The 19,333-nt window shown below is 53.6% G+C and carries 16 protein-coding genes and 2 pseudogenes; 12 read left to right on the plus strand and 6 right to left on the minus strand.

Annotated features, from left to right (window positions below; genetic code table 11):
• Positions 1 to 692: 692 nt before the first annotated feature.
• The 6 genes and pseudogenes from HAPAU_RS18835 to HAPAU_RS18860 all read left to right on the plus strand — a co-directional run bounded on the left by HAPAU_RS18835 (position 693) and on the right by HAPAU_RS18860 (position 6,037).
• Complete coding sequence (locus tag HAPAU_RS18835) at positions 693 to 1,958, plus strand: MFS transporter (RefSeq protein WP_066385688.1); 1,266 nt, start codon at positions 693 to 695, stop codon at positions 1,956 to 1,958.
• 21 nt (positions 1,959 to 1,979) lie between these two features.
• A pseudogene (locus HAPAU_RS18840) lies at positions 1,980 to 2,626 on the plus strand (cobalt-factor II C(20)-methyltransferase); the annotation flags it as partial.
• 420 nt (positions 2,627 to 3,046) lie between these two features.
• Entirely contained in the window at positions 3,047 to 4,123 is a 1,077-nt protein-coding gene (locus HAPAU_RS18845; protein ID WP_066385689.1) for a metal ABC transporter substrate-binding protein, read from the plus strand.
• Positions 4,120 to 4,341: a DUF7511 domain-containing protein gene (locus HAPAU_RS18850; RefSeq protein ID WP_066385691.1), complete on the plus strand. Its 222-nt coding sequence runs from the start codon at positions 4,120 to 4,122 to the stop codon at positions 4,339 to 4,341. Before HAPAU_RS18845 ends, HAPAU_RS18850 begins: the two co-directional genes overlap by 4 nt.
• The gene (locus tag HAPAU_RS18855) at positions 4,338 to 4,982 is read left to right on the plus strand and encodes a metal ABC transporter ATP-binding protein (RefSeq protein WP_066385692.1); all 645 of its coding nucleotides are present in this window, start codon (positions 4,338 to 4,340) and stop codon (positions 4,980 to 4,982) included. Before HAPAU_RS18850 ends, HAPAU_RS18855 begins: the two co-directional genes overlap by 4 nt.
• Positions 4,983 to 5,056: 74 nt before the next feature.
• Positions 5,057 to 6,037 carry a metal ABC transporter permease gene (locus tag HAPAU_RS18860; protein ID WP_394327304.1) on the plus strand — a complete coding sequence of 327 codons (981 nt, stop codon included), beginning with the start codon at positions 5,057 to 5,059 and terminating at the stop codon, positions 6,035 to 6,037.
• Between the two features lie 20 nt (positions 6,038 to 6,057).
• Here the strand turns inward: HAPAU_RS18860 and HAPAU_RS18865 are convergent, their stop codons facing one another.
• A complete protein-coding gene (locus HAPAU_RS18865; protein WP_084383904.1) occupies positions 6,058 to 7,167 on the minus strand; it encodes an acyltransferase in 1,110 nt (369 codons plus the stop codon).
• 367 nt (positions 7,168 to 7,534) lie between these two features.
• Here HAPAU_RS18865 and HAPAU_RS21345 point away from each other — a divergent pair, with 367 nt between their 5' ends.
• Positions 7,535 to 7,885, plus strand: coding sequence for a hypothetical protein (locus HAPAU_RS21345; protein WP_066385694.1), 351 nt, complete (start codon positions 7,535 to 7,537; stop codon positions 7,883 to 7,885).
• A 499-nt stretch (positions 7,886 to 8,384) separates the two neighbouring features.
• On the opposite strand, the pseudogene HAPAU_RS20620 reads toward HAPAU_RS21345, so the two are convergent.
• Both HAPAU_RS20620 and HAPAU_RS18875 read right to left on the minus strand, forming a co-directional pair.
• A pseudogene (locus HAPAU_RS20620) lies at positions 8,385 to 8,684 on the minus strand (hypothetical protein); the annotation flags it as partial.
• Between the two features lie 14 nt (positions 8,685 to 8,698).
• Positions 8,699 to 9,283, minus strand: a complete 585-nt coding sequence (locus HAPAU_RS18875) for a DUF7437 domain-containing protein (RefSeq protein WP_066385883.1) — start codon at positions 9,281 to 9,283, stop codon at positions 8,699 to 8,701.
• A 599-nt stretch (positions 9,284 to 9,882) separates the two neighbouring features.
• Between HAPAU_RS18875 and HAPAU_RS20625 the strand changes: the two genes are divergently transcribed.
• The 4 genes from HAPAU_RS20625 to HAPAU_RS20640 all read left to right on the plus strand — a co-directional run bounded on the left by HAPAU_RS20625 (position 9,883) and on the right by HAPAU_RS20640 (position 14,887).
• Positions 9,883 to 10,815 carry a poly-gamma-glutamate hydrolase family protein gene (locus HAPAU_RS20625; RefSeq protein WP_084383905.1) on the plus strand — a complete coding sequence of 311 codons (933 nt, stop codon included), beginning with the start codon at positions 9,883 to 9,885 and terminating at the stop codon, positions 10,813 to 10,815.
• 256 nt (positions 10,816 to 11,071) lie between these two features.
• Positions 11,072 to 12,232 (plus strand): poly-gamma-glutamate biosynthesis protein PgsC/CapC, encoded by a 1,161-nt coding sequence (locus HAPAU_RS20630; protein ID WP_084383906.1) that lies wholly within the window; start codon positions 11,072 to 11,074, stop codon positions 12,230 to 12,232.
• 1 nt (position 12,233) lies between these two features.
• On the plus strand, positions 12,234 to 13,547 hold the full coding sequence (locus HAPAU_RS20635) for a Mur ligase family protein (protein ID WP_084383907.1): 1,314 nt from the start codon (positions 12,234 to 12,236) through the stop codon (positions 13,545 to 13,547).
• A 227-nt stretch (positions 13,548 to 13,774) separates the two neighbouring features.
• Positions 13,775 to 14,887 carry a poly-gamma-glutamate hydrolase family protein gene (locus tag HAPAU_RS20640; RefSeq protein ID WP_084383908.1) on the plus strand — a complete coding sequence of 371 codons (1,113 nt, stop codon included), beginning with the start codon at positions 13,775 to 13,777 and terminating at the stop codon, positions 14,885 to 14,887.
• A 54-nt stretch (positions 14,888 to 14,941) separates the two neighbouring features.
• On the opposite strand, the gene HAPAU_RS18900 is transcribed toward HAPAU_RS20640, so the two are convergent.
• The 3 genes from HAPAU_RS18900 to HAPAU_RS18910 all read right to left on the minus strand — a co-directional run bounded on the left by HAPAU_RS18900 (position 14,942) and on the right by HAPAU_RS18910 (position 18,535).
• A complete protein-coding gene (locus HAPAU_RS18900; protein ID WP_084383909.1) occupies positions 14,942 to 17,137 on the minus strand; it encodes a CapA family protein in 2,196 nt (731 codons plus the stop codon).
• A gap of 695 nt (positions 17,138 to 17,832) precedes the next feature.
• Positions 17,833 to 17,988, minus strand: coding sequence for a hypothetical protein (locus HAPAU_RS18905; protein WP_245634264.1), 156 nt, complete (start codon positions 17,986 to 17,988; stop codon positions 17,833 to 17,835).
• A 136-nt stretch (positions 17,989 to 18,124) separates the two neighbouring features.
• Positions 18,125 to 18,535, minus strand: coding sequence for a helix-turn-helix domain-containing protein (locus tag HAPAU_RS18910; RefSeq protein ID WP_066385705.1), 411 nt, complete (start codon positions 18,533 to 18,535; stop codon positions 18,125 to 18,127).
• Positions 18,536 to 18,656: 121 nt separating this feature from the next.
• Between HAPAU_RS18910 and HAPAU_RS18915 the strand changes: the two genes are divergently transcribed.
• The gene (locus HAPAU_RS18915) at positions 18,657 to 19,253 is read left to right on the plus strand and encodes a hypothetical protein (protein WP_066385707.1); all 597 of its coding nucleotides are present in this window, start codon (positions 18,657 to 18,659) and stop codon (positions 19,251 to 19,253) included.
• Positions 19,254 to 19,333: the final 80 nt, after the last annotated feature.

Raw genomic sequence — 19,333 nt, forward strand, 5'->3', positions numbered from 1 at the left:
CTGTGTCGGGCGAACAGTTGCACAGTGGTGTCCGCTGCTATCCAATCAAAAGCATACTTGAGACCGTACTAAGCCACCCAGGAATTAGCTGGGCCTCACGATAGATAATCGGATCGCGAAGAATAACTGTATACAGTTGAACGCCAAACCCGCTGGTTAATCCAATAAGCCCCGACACTCGGAGAGCGTTTGCGAAATTACTCATGGTAGATGAATGACTGGAACACTGTGATCAGGTACCATCTACGTTTCCTGTGATAATAATTCAAAGACTGCAGTACTTACTACTCTTGATAATGTGGGTGTATCAGTCATTGACTTTACCACTGAAGATGCCTCACTCGAAGAACTTTTCATGAATTATACGACTGATTAGCCGAATCAGTTGGGCAAAGCAAATTCGGAAATGAGCCAGTCACGAAAGGCGATTATTGCACAGGGAAGGATATCAGAGAATGATCTGACTGACTTGATTTCACGCCAAACTTCGGCGACCATACTGATACGTAGAACGTGCGAATCTAACGCGCTCACTCCATCAACTAATAAAGTTATGATTGAGCCACTGCTGAATATACATCGCGTACCTCTCAGGGAGGCAACAATCTCGCGACAGGAAATGGTTCACAGAGATCGCGAGGTACACACAATAGAAGGGGGTTTTACTCCGGAGACGGTACTCCACGTGGACAATGGTCGTTCTACGCAGACGGGGGGATGCCGCTTACGTTATCGCCGTCGTGTCCGGGGCTCACTTCGTCTCGCACATCTTTCTGTTGGCGTTTCCACCGCTGTTCCCGTTGCTCGCCCGGGAATTCGGGCTTTCGACGGCTCGACTCGGCCTCCTGATTACGGCAATGTACGTCCCCACCCTGCTGTTTCAACTCCCCGTCGGTGACCTCATCGACCGGATCGGCGCACGGCGCGTGCTCGCGAGCGGCATCGCGGTGACTGCACTCGGAATCGCGCTTGCGGGGCTCGCCCCGAACTATCCTGTACTGCTCGCCTGTGCGTTTCTCTCTGGGATGGGACAAACCGTCTTTCATCCCGCCGACTACGCGCTGCTCAGCACCGTCACTGAAGCCTCTACCGAGGGAACCGCGTTCAGCATCCATACTTTCGGGGGGTACGCGGGCTTCGCCGCCGCACCCGTTGTCGTCGGGGGCGTGGCGCTCGCGATCGGCTGGGAGATCGCTCTCATCGCGGTTGGATTGATTGGGGCCGGGTACGCAGTGGTCGTTCACCTGACGGTAGAGGCCGTGCACACTCGGACGATCCGAGCCCGCAGGCCCGACGAGCCTGGATCGTCTCCCGACGCCAGCGAATCAGTACGGGAGACGATCGGGGCGTTGCTGACGTTCGCTCGACGGTCCAAGATGCTCCTGGTATTCAGTTTCTACCTGGTGACCATGATGGCATTCGTGGGGTTCCAGTCGTTCACCACGGTGCTCGCGGTCGAGACCTACGGCTTCGACGAGTCAACGGCGAACAGCCTGCTGACGGCGCACCTCACGGCAACCGCCATCGGCGTCCTCGTCGGCGGGCCCCTGGCCGACCGCCTGCCGGTCCGCGAAATCCTCGTCGCGATGCTCCTCTCAGCCGCGCTCAGCGTGTGGGCCCTTGTCATCACCGGCGTCTCGAGCCTTCTCCTCGCGGGGGCGCTGTTGTCGATCGTCGGGTTGCTGCTCGGAGTCTCGCTTCCCTCCCGGGACAAGTTCGCGAACGTCGTCGCCGACCGCGGTGCAGCAGGGAAGAGTTTCGGCTTCTTTTTTACGGGGCTCTCGTTGGGTGCTGTGGTCAGTCCTGTCTTCCTCGGGGCGGTCATCGATCGCTCCTCGCCGTCGGTCGCGTTCCTCTTCGTGGGGGGGTTCCTGATCGTGGCCGTCGTGGTCGTGGTCGCCGCTCACGTTACGGGAATCGGCCACCCGGTGCAGGAATCGACTCGGAACGACGATTGAGACGAGTGACTTCGGTGAACGATGACACTCTACGGAATTGGACTGGGGCCGGGTGCGACCGACCTGCTCACCGTTCGCGGGGAGCAACGACTCGAATCGGTCGACGTCGTCTACTCGCCAGGACGACTGTCACGGCGCGTCGCAGCCGAGTACGTTCCCGAATCGAAACTGAGTGACCTCGAGTTCCCGATGACGACCGATTCCGATGAACTGCAGGCGGCTTGGAAGACGGCAGCTGCGGAAGTCGCCCCGAAAGCCCGAGACGCCGACGCGGCCTTTGTCACGCTCGGCGATCCATGTATCTACTCGACGTTCGGACACCTGCGTCGGACGCTTCGTGACGAGCATCCTGCTGTCGACGTCGAAGTCGTTCCCGGTGTTAGCAGTGTGACGGCGTTCACCTCGGTCCTCGGGGTTGACATCGACGCCGGCGCGGAGTTGACACTATGCGAGGCGACCGACGGTGCAGCACCTACCGGTCCGAATCGGTTGATCTGTTCAAAGTGACCGACGCACCGACGACCCACGAAAAGCTGACTGCGGCAGGGTATGAGGTGACGTTCGGTCGGCGACTCTTCAGGGATACGGAAGAGACCCTCGTTACGAACGATCCCGGTGATGTGACCGGTCAGGACTACTACACGCTTGCCTACGCCGAGAAACAGGAGTCGACCGGATCTAAGTGATGCGCGAACGCTGTCGGTCGTCCGAGTGGGATCAATGAGAGACGGCCTCAGGCGGTGACGCCAAGGGTTTCTAGGTCTTCGGCGGAGTATTCAGCGCGGAGTTCTTCCGTCGAGTGTTCTTCGAGAACCTCCGCTCGCTCTTCGTCACTCATCTCGGTCAGGTCGCTGAAGCAGTGGCACATTGCAACCGTATCTAGGTGCCACAGCTACTAAATACCTTTTAGCACACTTCTCGGGTTTATGTAATACGGAATCTGAGGTAGCAACGATTAGCAATTCTAGGGCCCACATTAGTTGTTCCGACACTGGTTAGTAAAGGATACCTCCACGTAGTGAGTCTTTATTAACTCCACACCATAAAATCATAGCTCTTATTATCTATATCGCTAGTGTTAATAACAGATGCCTCGATACACCCGACGACGCCTCGTCGCAGCCGGAATCGGATACACCACTATCGGCTCTCTCGCTGGCTGTCTCTCGAACGACGCCGCCTCCACTGATTCAGGTAGAGACGGACCACAGGCCCAGTCTTCGTTCTTCGTGTTCGGGGAACTCGCTAGTCAGGTCGCGGGCGACATCGCGACGGCTGAGACACTCGTCCCGATCGGCCAACACGGCCACGGATGGGAACCCGGCCCCCAGATCCAGGGAACGGTCCTCGACTCGGACCTCTTCGTCTACGGAATGGAAGGGTTCCAGCCGTGGGCCGACGACCTCGTGACGAGTCTCCGTGACGACGATACCGGCGTCGACATCGTTGCTGCCGGTGCTGGTATCGACCTCATCGAAGGCGGGCGCAGCCACGATCACGGTCACGACGAAGGCCACGACGGTGACGGAGAACACGACCACGAGGAAGGCGACCACAGCGAACACGAAGGTGAGGAGAACGACACCGGCCACGAAGGGGAGGGTGGCCACGACCACAGCCATGCTGGCGGGGGGGACCCGCACTTCTGGCTGGACCCAATACGAGCGAAGCAAGCCGTAGACAACATCCAGAGCGGGTTCGCCGACGTGGACAGCGATAACGATAGTACCTACGGCGAGAACGCCAACGCGTATCGGTCCCGACTCGATGAACTCGACGAGTCGTTTCAGTCCGCGCTGGAGAGCGCCTCGAAAGACGTCGTATTCGTCGCTGGTCACAACGCCTTCCAGTACCTCGGCCAGCACTATGACTTCGAAGTGCAGACGCTGACAGGACTGTCACCGGACGACCAACCGACTCCGAAGGACATCGAGCGGGCCCAGGAGATCATTGCCGAGCACGACCTCCAGTACGTCTGTGCGGATCCGCTTGAATCCCAGACGGCGGCGAACCAGCTCGTTGAAGAAACCGACGCCACCGAAGTCCTGCCACTGACGCCGATTCCCGGACAGACCCAAGAATGGGCCGACGAGGACTGGGGCTACGTCGAGATCATGGCAAATGTCAATCTCGAGACGCTGAAGCAGGCACTCGACGCAGAATGAGCGACACCACGTCTGGAGACACGGAATTGGAGTGGGACGGGAACGCCGAGCCCGGCCCGTCAGAGAGCCCTCGTTCGGGATTGATGGCACTGGTCGTCGGCCCGGCGGAGAGACCCGTCTGTACGATCTATCCGCCGGACGTGGCCGTACCGTATCGGACGATGACCTGGATTACGGCGTACGGGAATGCGTTCGTCGACCTCGACGACTACCGATGACGACAGTAATGACGGAGAAGGAACCGTCGGCGGAGTCACTCATCAGTGTCGACGTTGTCACATTCGGCTACGGAAATGTCTCGGTTCTCGAGTCGGTGTCGATCGACGTCGAATCCGGGTCCTTCCTCGGATTGATCGGGCCGAACGGGAGCGACAAGAGCACGTTGCTCGATCTGATGCTCGGACTTCGTCGACCAAGCGAGGGAACGGTTTCACTGTTCGGCGAACCCGCCCACGAGTTCGATGCCGGTGAGCGAATCGGATACGTCGCACAGGACGCGACAAAGGTGGCGCGCGATACGTCGGTCACGGTTCAGGAGGTTGTCGAGATGAGGCGTTACCCGTGGCGGCTCTTCGGCCGATTCTCGGTAGAGGACCGGCGAGCGGTCGACGAACCGACGGTCGGCGTCGATGCCGAATCCAGAGAGGAGTTCTACAGCCTCCTGGCCGGCCTAAATGCAACCGGGTTGACCGTCATCCTCATCGAGCACGACATCGGCGTCGTCACCACCTACGCAACGGATATCAGGTGTCTTAACCGTCAGCTGTATTTCGACGGTGACCCGAGCGCGTTCGTCGAAACGGACGCTCTCGCGCAAGCGTACGGAACTGACCAACATGTCCTCTACCACGACCACTGACCATGATACAATCCTCCTCTCTGGACGCCAACGTGCTGTTCGATGAAGTGACCACAGTCCTATGGATCGGTGGCATGCTTCTCGACGGCGTCGAATGGTTCCTTGAGCACGTCTTCGGCGCCGGAATGGACGTGCTGGCTGATCTGCTCGGCACGCCGATGCTCGGGTATCCCTACATGCAGCGAGCCTACCTTGCTGCGGTGTGTATCGCCGTTATCGGGCCGGTCGTCGGTACGTTCCTCGTCCATCGAGAAATGGCGATGATCGGCGACACCCTTGCACACACTGCTTTCGCCGGTGTCGCCGTTGGGTTGTTCCTTAATTCGGCCCTCTCGCTCACGCTGTCCCCGCTGCTTACCGCGTTCGTAGTCGCAGTCGTCACGGCACTACTCGTGGAGTTGCTCGTCGAACACGCCGGGGCATACAGCGACACTTCGCTGGCAATCGTCCTGACAGGGGGGTTCGCCGTCGGCAGTATCCTCATCACAGCAACCGACGGTGGCATCGCGGTCGGCATAGACGCCTACCTGTTCGGCAGTCTCTCAACCGTCTCGACAGAGAACGTCGGTATCCTCATCCTGATGAGCATCCTTGTAGGCGGTCTCGTCACGATAGCATATCGACCACTGCTGTACGTTACATTCGACGCGGTCGCCGCACGAGCGGCGCGGCTGAACGTCAGTCTGTACAAACGCCTCATGGTCGTGCTCACAGCACTTGTTGTCGTTAGTGGGATGCAGATCATGGGTGTGATCCTGGTCGCCGCGATGCTCGTCGTTCCAGTCGCCGCCGCAACAGAGGTAGCACGCAGTTTCAAACAATCCATCCTACTCGCGATACTAGCCGCCGAGTTCGCGGCGATAACCGGGGTTACACTATCGTACGTCTATGGAATCGCTGCTGGTGGTTCAGTTGTTATTGCGGCAATCAGCGTGTACGCCATCGCTCTCGCTTCCCAGAAACTGACATACTGGCTGCCAAGTGTACGACGCAGTAGACACCGACCTGAACAGTCTCAGAAGGAACTTGGAGCCGATGGAGGCAAGCAAGAATGACCGCGGGGTGACTATCTTGCTTAGAGTAATTGATCCCGTATCCGACTGAGACGAGGCAGATGATCCCCGCCGATTTCGATGAGCCCTACATTGTGGGCTGCAAGGTAAACGAAGAGCGCCCCAAAAAAGGTCGCCGGCGTCAACAAGAAATGCCAGAGGAGAGTGTTGGTCGCCTCAATGCCAATTTGACGTAATGGGACGTCTGTGCGCTCTAGTACGTACAAGACGGCGGGATGGACGACATAGATGCCGACAGCGTATTTCCCCCATGATGGTACTGACGTAGATCGGCCAAGATTGGGCCGTGAGAGAAGAAAGAGGAACAACGAGAAAGTAAGGAACGCAGTACTGATTGTGTAACTCGCCGTATAGGTTCCCTGGGCAAGCGTCTCACCGGTAAGGACATAGCCAAGAACGTATCGTTCTCCGATGTGAAGGATACTAACCAAGATAGTGGCACCGAGGTAGAATGAACTGTGCGCAGAGTTCGGTTGCCAATCGGATGCAGCAATCCAGTAGCCGAGACTAGTATAAAAGAATCCAAAGAAGAGTGCATCTCGAGTCTCAACGGGAATATCGACGAACATTGTATAACTCGCTCCCAGTAAGCCGATGATATGAAGGGCCATTGAGAGGGGCAGAAGGTATTTTGTCGTCTTCGAGAGAATAGCGAGGTAGATAAATCCAAGCGAGAACAGTAATGCGGGAAGAAACCAGAGAATCACTGAGATAGAGGTGCCATAGTAGAGCAGCTCAAGCGGTGAGATGAACTCGCCGATTCTGAGCAGACTACTCTGGACTAACGCTTCGGTGTCAGTTTCTGTGCGACTGACAGTTCCAGCGAGAAACACAGGAAACGCAAGCAAGAGTCCGAAGATGTATAGTGATGTGATCGTGGTCGCTCGCTTGATGAAATACGTCGTTGGGTCACGGTGGACTGCTTTAAGCGCGAAAAAATACCCGGAGGTCACGAAGAAGAACGGAACTGCGAATCGCGCTGTACTGTCTATAAGGAAGTTGAGGGTGTTGCCGTAGACTCCTAATCCTCTAAATGGGTCTGTATGGATCGAGACAATGAAGATCATCGCGATTATTCGCATCGAATCGATACTCCATATTCGATCGGCCATAGGTTGAGAGGAGACGATTCTGGTTGTGGGCTTTTCGGTTCATTGGATAAGAGTTAAATTATCATGTGGAAAGTGGGCAGGTCGTTCAAGGTCGAAGCTGGAAAAGAGATAATAATAATATAGAGTTTCAAATATAGCTTCTGGAATGTGAACTCCTAAATGAAGTCACTGAGTCACAGGACCAATCGTAATGGAAATGACCGCAACAGTTACATCTTCTTAGCAAGTCTACACACATGGTGATATGTGATATATTAACACATGTCACAGGGTAATATGGTAGTAATCAAACCGATGAAACCGATTGGCAAAGTGATCAAGACAGTTGGGAAGGTCATGTCGTCTGTTGACAAGGCAGTGCGGCGCGATGGACGCCAACGGGATCAAGACAATCAGCGAGACAGGAAACGGCGGAACAACCGGCGAGAGAGAGGGCGACAGGACAACCAAAGGGACCACAGACGGCGGGACGAGACACCACCGCCACGACGGCGAGATCACCGAACTGACGACCGCCAGCGGGGGCGAAATGAGCGCGACCGAACACAAGTGCGTAGCCGCAGGGGGAGCAAAGCTAAGCGAGACGAAAGCAAGTAAGGGCAACGCTAGATCTCTCCTTGAGGTCGGCTACAGTATCACCTATCTCTTGGCCCCATGCCGATACACTCACGTAATCGATTCAATCAGCTCAAAACCGTCTTTGAACGTGATCTGGTAAGTGAATCCTGCTGCTTCAACGGCCGTAACGACCCCCTGACCAGCATCGGTGTCTGTCGTTACAAGACATACTGATGGTGCCGATCCCTGGAGAAGGAGTTGGACTGCGACGCCTGCGAGTGCGGTGTCTGCCCGCTCGATTTGGTCTTCAGGCCGATTGGACGAATTGGCGATGTGACATCCTCCCCGCCGTGAACGACGGGGCTTCCCACAAGACCGACCTTGCTGAGTTGGGTATTTGCAGGGTCGCACACCGACGAGGTGCTGGCACTGCCACAGTGCCGTTACTCCTATCCCTGAGCCGCAGTCGTTTCGGTCGTTTCGGTTCCGACCAAACGCGGTTCCACTCGGGTTTTCGGGATTCAGAGGTACCTGATTCTTTAACGTCGGATAAACACAGATACCCCCCCCCCGAAAGCACCTAAGCCTACCGATTCGGGGGGGTTTGCGAACCGCGCGGCGATTCACGCCCGCCGTAAACGGCGGGATTCTCTCGCCTAAGAGAGATAGCTTTGTGTCCTATCCATCACCGTTGCTATCGTGCTGTTTGTATAGTCAAGTTCCTCAGAAACAGTCACCCAGCCACTCGTGATTGCACTGTCAATCGGTATCTGTCCCGGTGTACTCTGTGCTGGTGCACCGGTGAGCTCCTCGTAGACGTGCTGTGGAACGACGAACGTGATCTGGTTGTGCGTTGCAAAACGTTCAAGAGCAGTGTATTTGGTATTCTCTTGGCGGCCACATGCAATGAACAACCCTGAATCAGCAATCCAGGCAGTACTATCGGACGGAGTACTCATAGAAACAGGCCCATCTATGAATCGCGATTAGCTGCTTCAGTCCGAGCGTTTCGAATCTGGTCGAAATAGGGATCGTGCGTGCGCATGTCCTGAATGACCTCCCGGAGTGCGTGCAAAACGGCGATTCCAACTGCCGGTTGGAGATCGAGCTCACGAGCAGCGACCCGTTCGGTCATCTCGCCGTCTACATATAGAACTGCGTACGTTACCGCAGCAGCAAGTTTGCCGAGGCCGTATCTCTCGACCACAAACGCGAGATCCCGATCGTTCGACGTGCGACCAACGGCTTCGATAAGTGTGGGGGTAATCGTATATGTATCCCCGTCAAGGTTCGTGGTTAGCCTGATCGGGGTTGCCGTGTAGGTGTGGGTTTTCTGTGATTCATCACGCGTGAGCAGTCCTAGATCGACGAGTGTTCCTGTATCAGCGTATACTGTCGTGCGTGGTGTCTCCAGGTCAGCGGTGATTGTATCAATCGTTGCCTTGTCCTCGCGAAGGATATACGTATAGAGGCGGGCGAGGCGTGGCTCTTCGAGTACGTGAGCCACAGAGAGGAGCCTATTGATCGCTCGTTCCGAAGCGCCGATAGCCTGTGACATACAATTCATGATTTGTGTATTGAGTAACAACTCTTGTTACGGGAAGTGCGGTATGGCGTCGTAACGAAAGCAGACAGTAGAATACTATGAGGCCTTGTGCAACGGGATGCATCAGAGGAGGAGAGTTGTTGCACAAGGCGCTGTCTAATTGATCACACCGTGGTGTGATATACTTCCGAAGGTAGAACCAGCAAAATCATTTCTACTCCTTCCACTACTACTAATCCAAGGGAAGGCTGCTCGGAGTTGTGACTAGGAGCGGAGGGCGTGCCCGGGGTGGTTGTCGTCGACTATGCTCCTTGTTGTTGTCCCGTTGTTAGGACATCACGCTCTCTGCGGGGGGTCGCTCAATATCCCGATCACAACGATCGTGATAGCGCATAGTCGCCTTTAACCTATGAAGGTATGATTTCTTCCTACAGCCTCTGTCTGCTTGATTCCACCCTTTTAGAACTTCTTTGAGCAGTTTGAGAAGAGATGTCTTACCCCGTTCGTTTGGGAAAGCCAGCATTATAATATATATGTTGTAAATAAATTTATGCATTCTGATAGTGATATTCTAAGTGGCTAATAAGAATACAGTCTCACGGCGGCAGGTGATGAAAGCAGTAGGAGGAGGAATAGGTCTCACAGTTGGTTCAAATGCTTTTGCTACTAGAGCAAAGGCAGTAGACTCTGTTACAGTACGCCAGAACAATCGTGACTTGCGGGGTCAACAAGAACGCTGCATAATCAGCGAGGATCTCCATTCCGCGCTGAAAATGACAATAAATGGACAAGTACGTGTCGGAGGACAGAATGATGAGACAAAATACGAATCCGGGTTGTATACAGTTACGGAGACCAGTCTTGAATCGACTACAGTCGAGATGAGTAAAGACGGATTAGACCGGCTTGGCTTTACGAACAATTCATCTGGATTTGTTGATCCGAATGCACCCCACCCAGAATATGAGACGAGAAGGATGGCGGACAAAAAAGATGAATACGTCGAGATACTCGTCGACAATGAGGAGCAGTCAGACCTAGTTGCGTGTGCACCTCATGGGGGTTGGATCGAATACCGAACTGATGCGCAATCAGCATACGTTGCTACTGCATTAGACGTAACTGAATGGTCATGTGCAGGTTACAACAGTGGAGGAGGAGCATATGACCGATGGCACATTACGTCAACAGCGATTGATAGACGGTCGTTCCCGAAGCTAGACAGTATTAGCGATCGAGAATTCACGCACGCAGTGAGTTTCCATGGGTTTTCCCGCTCGGGAATCGTAATCGGTGGCAATGCAGATAATCACCTCAAGAAGAAAGTGCGTGATAAAATAGACTCACTGACTAATGGGAAGTATGATATCACTCTCGTTGATAGTGATAGTCCTTACTCGGGTACTTCCTCCGAGAATTTCGTCAATTGGCTCACTAAAGACGGAAATGGACTTCAAATAGAGCAAGGGTGGGAAGCACGGACTACTGATTGGAAAACGATTGCGACAGCGGTTGCCAAGGTATATAGAAATGAGATTGGGTAAATTCTGATAGAATATAATATGATTTTACTATTCTACTAAGAACATTCTTTATTGAAGTTTTACGTGTGAAATGGCATATCATTTGACTATCTATAGTGTTATCAATGCACATCTACCGTTAGACATCCCAGCGACTAAAACAGTTCAAAGCATAGGAAGCCGATACGATGATCAGAGGGAGGGGGAAAGTAGATAGTGCCAACAAGGTAACGTATAGCTTCAGACCAAGCATTCTCTTTCGGAGAGAAACAGAGAAATGATTGCCGCGGTTGCAATTACAGTCCTTGGATTACTGCTTGGAATCGGAATCGTACAACGAACAGGACTACGCGTAGGGGGGGTTATCGTAGTTCCGCTGCTAGCTGTTTACTCGCTATATACGATCGCGGCATTACCACTATTTGTTCTTAGTACGGTGATAGCGTATATCGGCGTTGGGCTAATCCGGAGTCGGACGTTGATTCATGGCCGGCAATTGCTTCTGGCAAGTCTGGGCGTCGGGGTTACTGTCCCATTAGTCTCAACAGTCGTTTTTGAGATCTGGCCACTATTCGATAGTCTTGCTGAAATAGCCTTTATTGGAACTATTCTCCCTGGGATTGCTGCCTATAACTTCCACAAAATCGGTACAGAAGATCGCCTAACGGATATTGCGGTCAGCTTTGGTGTTCTCGGAGGTCTAATGATCTTCGGTGCAGCCCTTGTCAATCCGACGCTCGCAACATCAGTGAGTCCCGGACTGACATCGATCTTGTTCACACCCAGCTCCGATATTGCTCAGTTCAACGGGGCTGTCCGAGGTGCAGTTGCCTCAGCAACGTTCCTACCTCGAGAGCCAACCGTTCTTTTGCTGTTAGCGGGACTAGTTGCCTCTGAGAGTGCACATTCACGGTGGGGTGTTCGAACTGGTGGTTTGATCGCTGTTCCACTATTAGTCGTGCTGGCGTTGACCAACGTGTGGACAATCCCAGTATATCTTGGTGGACTTGTGGTTGTCTATGGTGCGATCAATCTAATTCATCGACAGACACTCTTGTATGGCCGTGTGCTCCTTAGCCTCGGACTTGTTGTATCAATGCTCTACGTCAGTGTTGTTGCGGCTGTACTCAGCACTGTCACTGGATTTCTCCTGTATTTCACAGCGATTCTGGCAGGTGTTGGGGCCTACAATTATCACATGGTCGCACCGGCTGAGCGTCTCGAATCGGCTGTACTCGCAGCAGGATTGTTCAGTGCATTAATCGCGGTTACCCGAGTGCTCGTTGAGCCGACCGAAGTTGGTGCGCTTGCAACGGTTTCCTCAATCCATATGGCGGTCCTTGGAGGGAGCGTTATCGGGGCTTGCTATGCAATGTATCGACTCGAACAACGACGCCGTCCGGTCGCACGGCACCATAGTAGAGGGATGAACATTTGAGATGGCATCCAGAAATCTTAATCAATCCGAATCAACCACCGAACCGCTCCGACAGCGAATCGCAAACCTCGTTGAGACGATTACGACGGGCTGCACTCGTGGACGCCACCACCAGAATCGGCTCGATGAAATCGACCCGAAAATCGTTGTTTCAGGTACAAGAGGGAAATCCAGCCTCACACAGTGGCTCTACGAAATCCTCCAGTCGCGTGATTACAATACGTTCGCGAAGATCACGGGCAACCGACCAGTCACGGAACATGGGGGAGAGACGTACGACATCAAACGAGGCAATCGTGTCACATTATACGAGAACGAACGTGAGCTTCGAAAGCATACCCCTGAGGACGCAATGGTCGTCGAGAATCAGGCGATCTCGTCGTACACGACTCGGATGGTCAACCGGTCATTTACAGATGCTCGCGTCGTCGTTCTTAGCAACGTTCGAGAGGACCATCTTTCGACGCTTGGTAGTGACCGCTATCAGGTTGCTCGAGGACTCGTCCGTGCGATTCCAGCAGGAACGCATGTCGTAAATGCTGAACGGGATCCACATCTCCGATCGTATCTTGAAGAAGAAATTCATCGGCGTGGAGCGACCGTTTCGCATGTCACTGTCCCTGAAGAATACGAATCCATTCCGGGAATCGAATCGATTTATGCGCTGAATCACGTGCTTGCGGCGATCGGTGAAGCGCCCCTCACAGAGGATTCATTGGAAGCATATCGTGATGAGATGCGTGTCGAATGGACGGACCTTCCAAACGGGAAAGTGTACAATGCTGCAGAGGTCAACGACGTGCAGTCGACCGAGATGGTCCGTCAGGCTCTCTTGGGTGGAAACGAGACTACAGAGGAAACACCTGTTACACCGTTTCTCTACTTGCGGGGTGATAGACGTGGAAGGACGGTTTCGTTCTTGTACTATCTCAACGAGCTCTACGAGGAGAACGAGCGCGCATTCGAGACGGTGCATGTTGGTGGCGAGACGACTGAGGTATTCAAACGAAAAGCCCAGTTCCCGGTTGAGATCCACAATACCGATGTTGAGAGTGCTGGAGAAGTATTGGATGCGCTGCTTGAGACTGGATATCCCGCATTTCTGATGGGCAATACAGTCGCGGAATTCATGCGCGAGTTCGAAACTGAGATCGACCGTCGCGAGAGTGTCACACAACTCGATGTTCAGTCCCAACAGACGGTTGGAGATATGGCCACCACTATCACTGATGGTGGATATCCTAGAGAGGAGCTTCCGGGGCCTCCAGTACCATCTCCCCAAGCCAAGAACGAATCTAATCACGACGGAGAGTGATGGTATCTACCCTCGGAAGGCCCACTATCTCGGAGACGGTCCGTGAGAGATCGGCATATACCTCCCCGATAGCGGGTTGTCTCCGGTAACCGTGAGTGGATGCGATCTAAGGGGGATTCCGCCCCCTCGATAGCCCGTTTTACGCAGAGAGGGTGCTGTGCGATGGGGCTCTCTCGAAGACGGGCTCGAATTGAGCGAGAAAAACAGGCAGTATACACACGCATATAATGGCAAAAGATACGACCAATTCAAAGCAGTCACGACGCGGATTCCTCGGGGGGTTAGTTGCAACACCCGTTTTACTGGGTGGGGCAGTCAATGCCTACGAATCCTCCGCTCGTGATGAATCAGTACAGTCAGTCAACTCTCGAGCGATCGATCGATCGGGTAGTCAGACAAGCGCGACACTTGGCTATCCGATTGATGACGAACAGTTCAATGCAGAGACGTTCACATACGTCTCCGCTGATAGCGACCTGCTCGGTGAGGTCGGTCGAACGGTTGGTGAACAAATTCGCCTTCGACGTACCGACGAGGACACGAAAAACGAGTACGCCGTCTATACGGTGCGCGAAGAGAAAAACGAAGGCGAGCAACTCGTTCGATCGAACGATGCCGGACGTGCCCGGCTCGACATCGCAAATACCTCGTGGGTCCAGACAGGTGATCGTCGGTTGTTTTGCCCGCGGCCACAGCAAGATGCACCGATCAACGACGAGGACGAAACGACCATCGAAGTCGATCCAATGGTCGTCCATCCCGAACTCGATGAGAGTGAGGCACGCGAGCAAAACGAATATATCGAATTCGGTGATCAAGCCGGCTCGAATGCGATCATCCTTGCACCACACGGTGGAGACGTTCAACCTGAGACGGATCGTCAGGCCGAACACGTCTCGAGTCTCCTCGGGGAGGATGTCTCCCTATGGGGAACCAAGGGCTATCGAAAGGGTGGCGGTGCATTCATCCGCTGGTACGTGCCGTCCTACAACATGTCGTATACCTCGTACCCGTTCCTTGCCGAGATGGCAGAGACGGAGTACGAATACGCTGTCGCGTTCCACGGAACCTGTACCAAGAACGTCCAAATCGGAGGACAGGCACCGGAAGGCTTCCGGGTAGAAATCCGAGACGCAATAAACAGTGTCCTTGAAGAAAAGAATGCACAGCAGCGTGCAGTTCTTGGAACCGGCGAGCATCGTGTTGATGGCGATAACACGCTCGCCAACCGTCTTGCAACTCGGTGTGGCGTCTGGATTGGTCAGGACGAAACAACGCGTGCGAAACACGGTGAGGAAGTTGCTACGGCAGTTGCGGATGTCCTTAACTCGCGCGTCTGAGTATAGGATCTTCCCCCATTTGGTACTCGAACGGAGTTAGTTACACTCCGTTTTTTATTCGCTGCTTGAATCCAGATTGCTTGTTTCTTCGGCAAGTGGCGACCAACTGACTTCCTGATTAGCTTCGCCCGAGGGCTGATTGGCTCTAAGGTCAGCTGTTATTTCCCCATCCAGATAGAGGTGATCGTACTGACGGCCACCGGAAATAGAAGGGTCAGCCCACTCAATCAGTCGAATATCGTCGAGGAGAACTTCACGAATGCCGCCTTCTTCCGGTGGCTCTAAGAAGAAGAACATATCAATGAATTCGGCGTTTGTTGGCGGATCGAGATGCCAGACGAGTCGGTGCCACTCTCCAGTGCTCGAATCCGGTTCGAGTGATTCAGTCGTGAAGGAATTACCCCGACTCTCGTCATACCATGAAACGAGAATTTCGAAGTTCGCGTTCTCGGAATACTGATAGAGCAGACTGAGTGTATACCCCTGTTCATTCTCCAGAACCGGGAGGCGGTATCGGGGAGACAAGAGTGTTCGATCCTCATTACCCTCATGCCGAGTTAATCGGGCACCAGCATGGCCGTTGTGACCGATATTCGGCGTTATCGTGGGATCTGATTCCCGCCCATAACGCCAAAGAGGACCTTCAAACCGTTGTCCGTCGATAGTTGTGTCCTCAAAATCACCCGTAAGAAGACGATCACGACCGAGTTGAGCGTCCCCACTCGATACCGATATCTCCTCGATCCAACCCTGCTCCCGAGTATAGATTGATTCGGTACCCTCGAACGAACGCTGTTCCTGGTTAGTAATGGGATTCTCATCAGATTCGAAGGCTGGGCCTGTCGTCCATAGTTGATGCTCGGATAGATGTACGGTGTCTGGGGAGTGACCGGCGGTAGTTTGGAGAACGTGATCTCGCGGACGTCCGGTAATACCTTTTGGGAGATAGCCTTCCAGAAGGACGGGTTCGATCGATGTCTCGACGACACCATCTGCAGTCACGTGAGCGGTAAAGACATAGGAATCAAGCGTTTCCCAGAGTTCTTGATCAAAGACAAAGTTACCTAAGCTCCATGCGATTGTCCCATCCTCATATGATTCAATTCCACCGGCTACGTGAGGATGGTGATTAACGACTAAATCGGCACCAGCCTCGATTGCTTCTTCGCTTAGTGTTCGTATTCGCTCATCGGGATCGCGTGCATACTCATCGCCACCATGGATCTGGACGACGACGGCATCAGCGTTCTCCGTTGCTTGTTGGACGGCTGTTTGAAGACGATCGGACGTTGGCTCTGCAACCCCAATCGAAGCAGGGAGTGTCCGTTGTTCACCGTTGTGTTCGAAACGGTGTTGACTCGTCTCACTCTGGTCAGCCGACCAGTCAATCTCGACACTCTCGCCAACGATCGTTGTGCAGGAGATATAGGCGACTGTTAGTCCATTCTCTTCGATATAGGCCGGCTCCCATGCCTCGTCACTAGAAAATCCCGCACCGGAATAGGCAACGTCGTGTTCATCCAGCGAATCGATTGTATCTTCTAATCCAATATCAAGGGCGTCAAAAACGTGGTTATTACCGAGTGCAGTATATTCAATACCCGCTTCAGCAAGTACTTGGGCTGCAACGGGATGGCTGACATATGAGTATGTTTTCTCGGGATGACGGAGGTCAGTAGTCGTAAGCGGTGTCTCGAGATTGATCGAAGTAATATCGCCTGCTGCCAGAAGGGGTTGGATCCCCTGTAGTATTTCACGGTGGTCTTCAAGCCGTGTTTCAGGGTTGATCTGATAGCGAGGGGAAAGCGAATCGTGGTTTGGCTCGTAGAATCGCCGTCCAAACATCACATCGCCGGTAAATTGGAGCGACACTGCTCCTTCTCGTTCAGTCACTGTCTGGGTAACTGTCTCACCAGGACCGACAGCCTGCATTTCAGTTAGATACTCCTCGTGCCCAATTCGGAGCCACACTGGTCGCTGAAGGTCAATCGAGAAAGATCCGTCTTGGTCGGTCGTCGTGTCTGCAATAGTGGTATCCCCCTCCCGAATTGCTGTAATGGTTGCGTCGGTAATCGGATCGCCGCTTTGTGTAGTAACGGTACCACTTACCGGACTTGAATCTGGGAGTGACTCGTCGGATTCAGCACCTCTATCGGTTAATCCAAGATCTGATACGCAGCCTGCTGTACCGGCACCAATACCGGCCCCTAGTCCCCCCAGAACAGCCCTCCGATTAAACCCACTACCCATGGTACTAAGCTAGAGAAGGAAATTCAAGACAGTTCGCTTCTCTGATCCCTTTGCTAGTGATTCTGTAGTTGTGTGTCGAATAGATCCAATCAGACGATATCCGTTCGTCTCATGTACTGCGTTATATTACAACTAGAATATCGAATGATAAAGGAACGAATATAGTGGATACAAGCCTGCGTTCTTCTTATGCTTGATAAATTCTAGTATTTTTGTTCCTTGGTAAAGCATATGTGTGATTAGCGTAAATTCACTACAAATGAAATGGCTGCAGGAGTGGTTACCCTCTGTTTCGTTTGAGAATGTACGTGCGCGAAATTTCGAACGCTGTGTAGAGCAAGGGGCAGGAACACGGATTGTCGATCAACAATCAACTGCCACTGGACAACGGGTAACAGTCCGTCTTGCCCCGGATTCCTCGATCGATCAAGATCTCCTACAACTCATCAATACATCGAGTGTCGAGATGATCGGTATATCTACTGAAGAGGGTTCAACCTATCTTAAAGTTGAGATAGACTGACTATCTAATCACACCGTGGTGTGATATGGTTCCGAAGCTAGAACCAGCAAAATCGTTTCTACCCCCTACACTACTACTAACCCAAGGTACGACTCTTCGGAGTTGTGACTAGAGGAGGAGGGCTTGCCCGGGGTGGTTAGTTCGAACTGTGCGCCTTCCTTTTGGTCCGTTGTTAGGACATCACGCTCTCTGCGGGGGCGTGTTCGATATCCCGGTCACAACGATCGTGATAGCGGTCGGCTGCATTCTCATCGACCACCACGAGCTTCTTCCCACGTCGTTTGGTCTGTTCGATGTCGTCTTTCCCAAGCTTTGCGAGGAAGTTCATGACACGGGCCACAGTTTGGGTGTGGGGCTTCGTTCCCTCTGCAGCGGTGAATCCGGACGAGTAACGAACTAGTACCTCAATCGACGGCTGGTTGTTCGGGGAGACACCCTGGCTGCGACATGAAGAACGGAAACCGTTAGCGCTCGGGTCGCGGAGCGGTCTCGTATCGTTTGATGTCGTCTGTCTTCTCCACTCGATCGTAGATCTCGCGAAGCGTGTCTTGTGCCCGGAGGAGCTTGTGCTCATCGAGGAACTGCCGACCACTCTCACAGATTCCGTAGAACTTGTACGGGAGGTTATTCTTCCGGCGATCCTCGGGCAGGAGGACTTCCTCGACGATGCCAGCGTTGACGAGCTGCTGGAGGTGCTGACGAATCGTTGTCTGGCTCTTACTCGGGTTGACGTAGTCGAGTTCTTTTAGCGTCGGCAGTTCCGACGGATGCCCGAGGATGTCCTGGAGGAGCGCGAATCGCGTCTCCTGGGTGACGACATTGAGCCGCTCCCGAACGGACTCCAAGTCGCTTGGCGGATGATCGGATGTACTCATTACACCACAATTCGTGTAGTGCGTGCAAAAGTGTTTCGCTCAAATGCGAATCGGTCTATGGCGATACGGTGGCCGATGTATTCGCTACATTGAAGCAGAGTACGGGAGAACGCTAGGTGAAATGAGTGAGGACCCGGTCACTGTCGATGAACTCGCCGCGAAAGCCGATGAGTATCTGCACGAGGCCTCACTTACACCGGAGGAATACGAAGCGCTCAAACAGAGTGTTGCGGAGCTCACACCGATCTTCTCAGCTGAGAATTCGTACTTTGTTCTCGGCAGCTACGGAAAACCCGAAATTCGTCGTCTCCAGCTGGTGAAAGATCGATTCAACCGGCAGCCCGGTGCATACGCGTTCCTGATGGTCGACATTCGAAGCGAATGGACGAATACCTACCTCAAATTCCGGCTGCTTGCCGATTACACTGACATCATCGTGGGCATCGCCGAACACGCCCAGGGCGGCTTCCTCGTCGAGCAGGGCTACTTCACAGCCCTCGAGAAGTACTTCGCGAAGACTCACGTGTTCAAACGCGAGTACAACACAGTAGATGCGGACGCGATTGACACGAACGTCGATGTCGAGAATCCCTACAGTGGAATGCAGACCGCGATCTTCGAGATGCTCGACGATGCTGGGCGTCTCTGTCAGTGGACAACTGAGGACGACCTCATCAACTGTGCCGAGGCTCTCGTGAGTGATCAGGAATACCGGTAGACAGAGACGAATCGGTAGCTCACATCCCCGACGTTACTGTCATTTCTCCACGAAATCCTGTGTACCGATGGCCCAGACAC

It is taken from the genome of Halalkalicoccus paucihalophilus (assembly GCF_001593955.1).
Lineage (GTDB): Archaea > Halobacteriota > Halobacteria > Halobacteriales > Halalkalicoccaceae > Halalkalicoccus > Halalkalicoccus paucihalophilus.

Excerpts from the sequence above, each read along its gene's own strand:
- HAPAU_RS18900 (WP_084383909.1), bottom strand. The coding sequence starts at position 17,137 with ATGGGTAGTGGGTTTAATCGGAGGGCTGTTCTGGGGGGACTAGGGGCC.
- HAPAU_RS18850 (WP_066385691.1), top strand. The coding sequence starts at position 4,120 with ATGAGCGACACCACGTCTGGAGACACGGAATTGGAGTGGGACGGGAAC.
- HAPAU_RS18910 (WP_066385705.1), bottom strand. The coding sequence starts at position 18,535 with ATGAGTACATCCGATCATCCGCCAAGCGACTTGGAGTCCGTTCGGGAG.
- HAPAU_RS20640 (WP_084383908.1), top strand. The coding sequence starts at position 13,775 with ATGGCAAAAGATACGACCAATTCAAAGCAGTCACGACGCGGATTCCTC.
- HAPAU_RS20630 (WP_084383906.1), top strand. The coding sequence starts at position 11,072 with ATGATTGCCGCGGTTGCAATTACAGTCCTTGGATTACTGCTTGGAATC.
- HAPAU_RS18835 (WP_066385688.1), top strand. The coding sequence starts at position 693 with ATGGTCGTTCTACGCAGACGGGGGGATGCCGCTTACGTTATCGCCGTC.
- HAPAU_RS21345 (WP_066385694.1), top strand. The coding sequence starts at position 7,535 with ATGGACGCCAACGGGATCAAGACAATCAGCGAGACAGGAAACGGCGGA.
- HAPAU_RS20625 (WP_084383905.1), top strand. The coding sequence starts at position 9,883 with ATGAAAGCAGTAGGAGGAGGAATAGGTCTCACAGTTGGTTCAAATGCT.
- HAPAU_RS18905 (WP_245634264.1), bottom strand. The coding sequence starts at position 17,988 with ATGAACTTCCTCGCAAAGCTTGGGAAAGACGACATCGAACAGACCAAA.
- HAPAU_RS20635 (WP_084383907.1), top strand. The coding sequence starts at position 12,234 with ATGGCATCCAGAAATCTTAATCAATCCGAATCAACCACCGAACCGCTC.
- HAPAU_RS18860 (WP_394327304.1), top strand. The coding sequence starts at position 5,057 with ATGCTTCTCGACGGCGTCGAATGGTTCCTTGAGCACGTCTTCGGCGCC.
- HAPAU_RS18915 (WP_066385707.1), top strand. The coding sequence starts at position 18,657 with ATGAGTGAGGACCCGGTCACTGTCGATGAACTCGCCGCGAAAGCCGAT.
- HAPAU_RS18855 (WP_066385692.1), top strand. The coding sequence starts at position 4,338 with ATGACGACAGTAATGACGGAGAAGGAACCGTCGGCGGAGTCACTCATC.
- HAPAU_RS18845 (WP_066385689.1), top strand. The coding sequence starts at position 3,047 with ATGCCTCGATACACCCGACGACGCCTCGTCGCAGCCGGAATCGGATAC.
- HAPAU_RS18875 (WP_066385883.1), bottom strand. The coding sequence starts at position 9,283 with ATGTCACAGGCTATCGGCGCTTCGGAACGAGCGATCAATAGGCTCCTC.
- HAPAU_RS18865 (WP_084383904.1), bottom strand. The coding sequence starts at position 7,167 with ATGGCCGATCGAATATGGAGTATCGATTCGATGCGAATAATCGCGATG.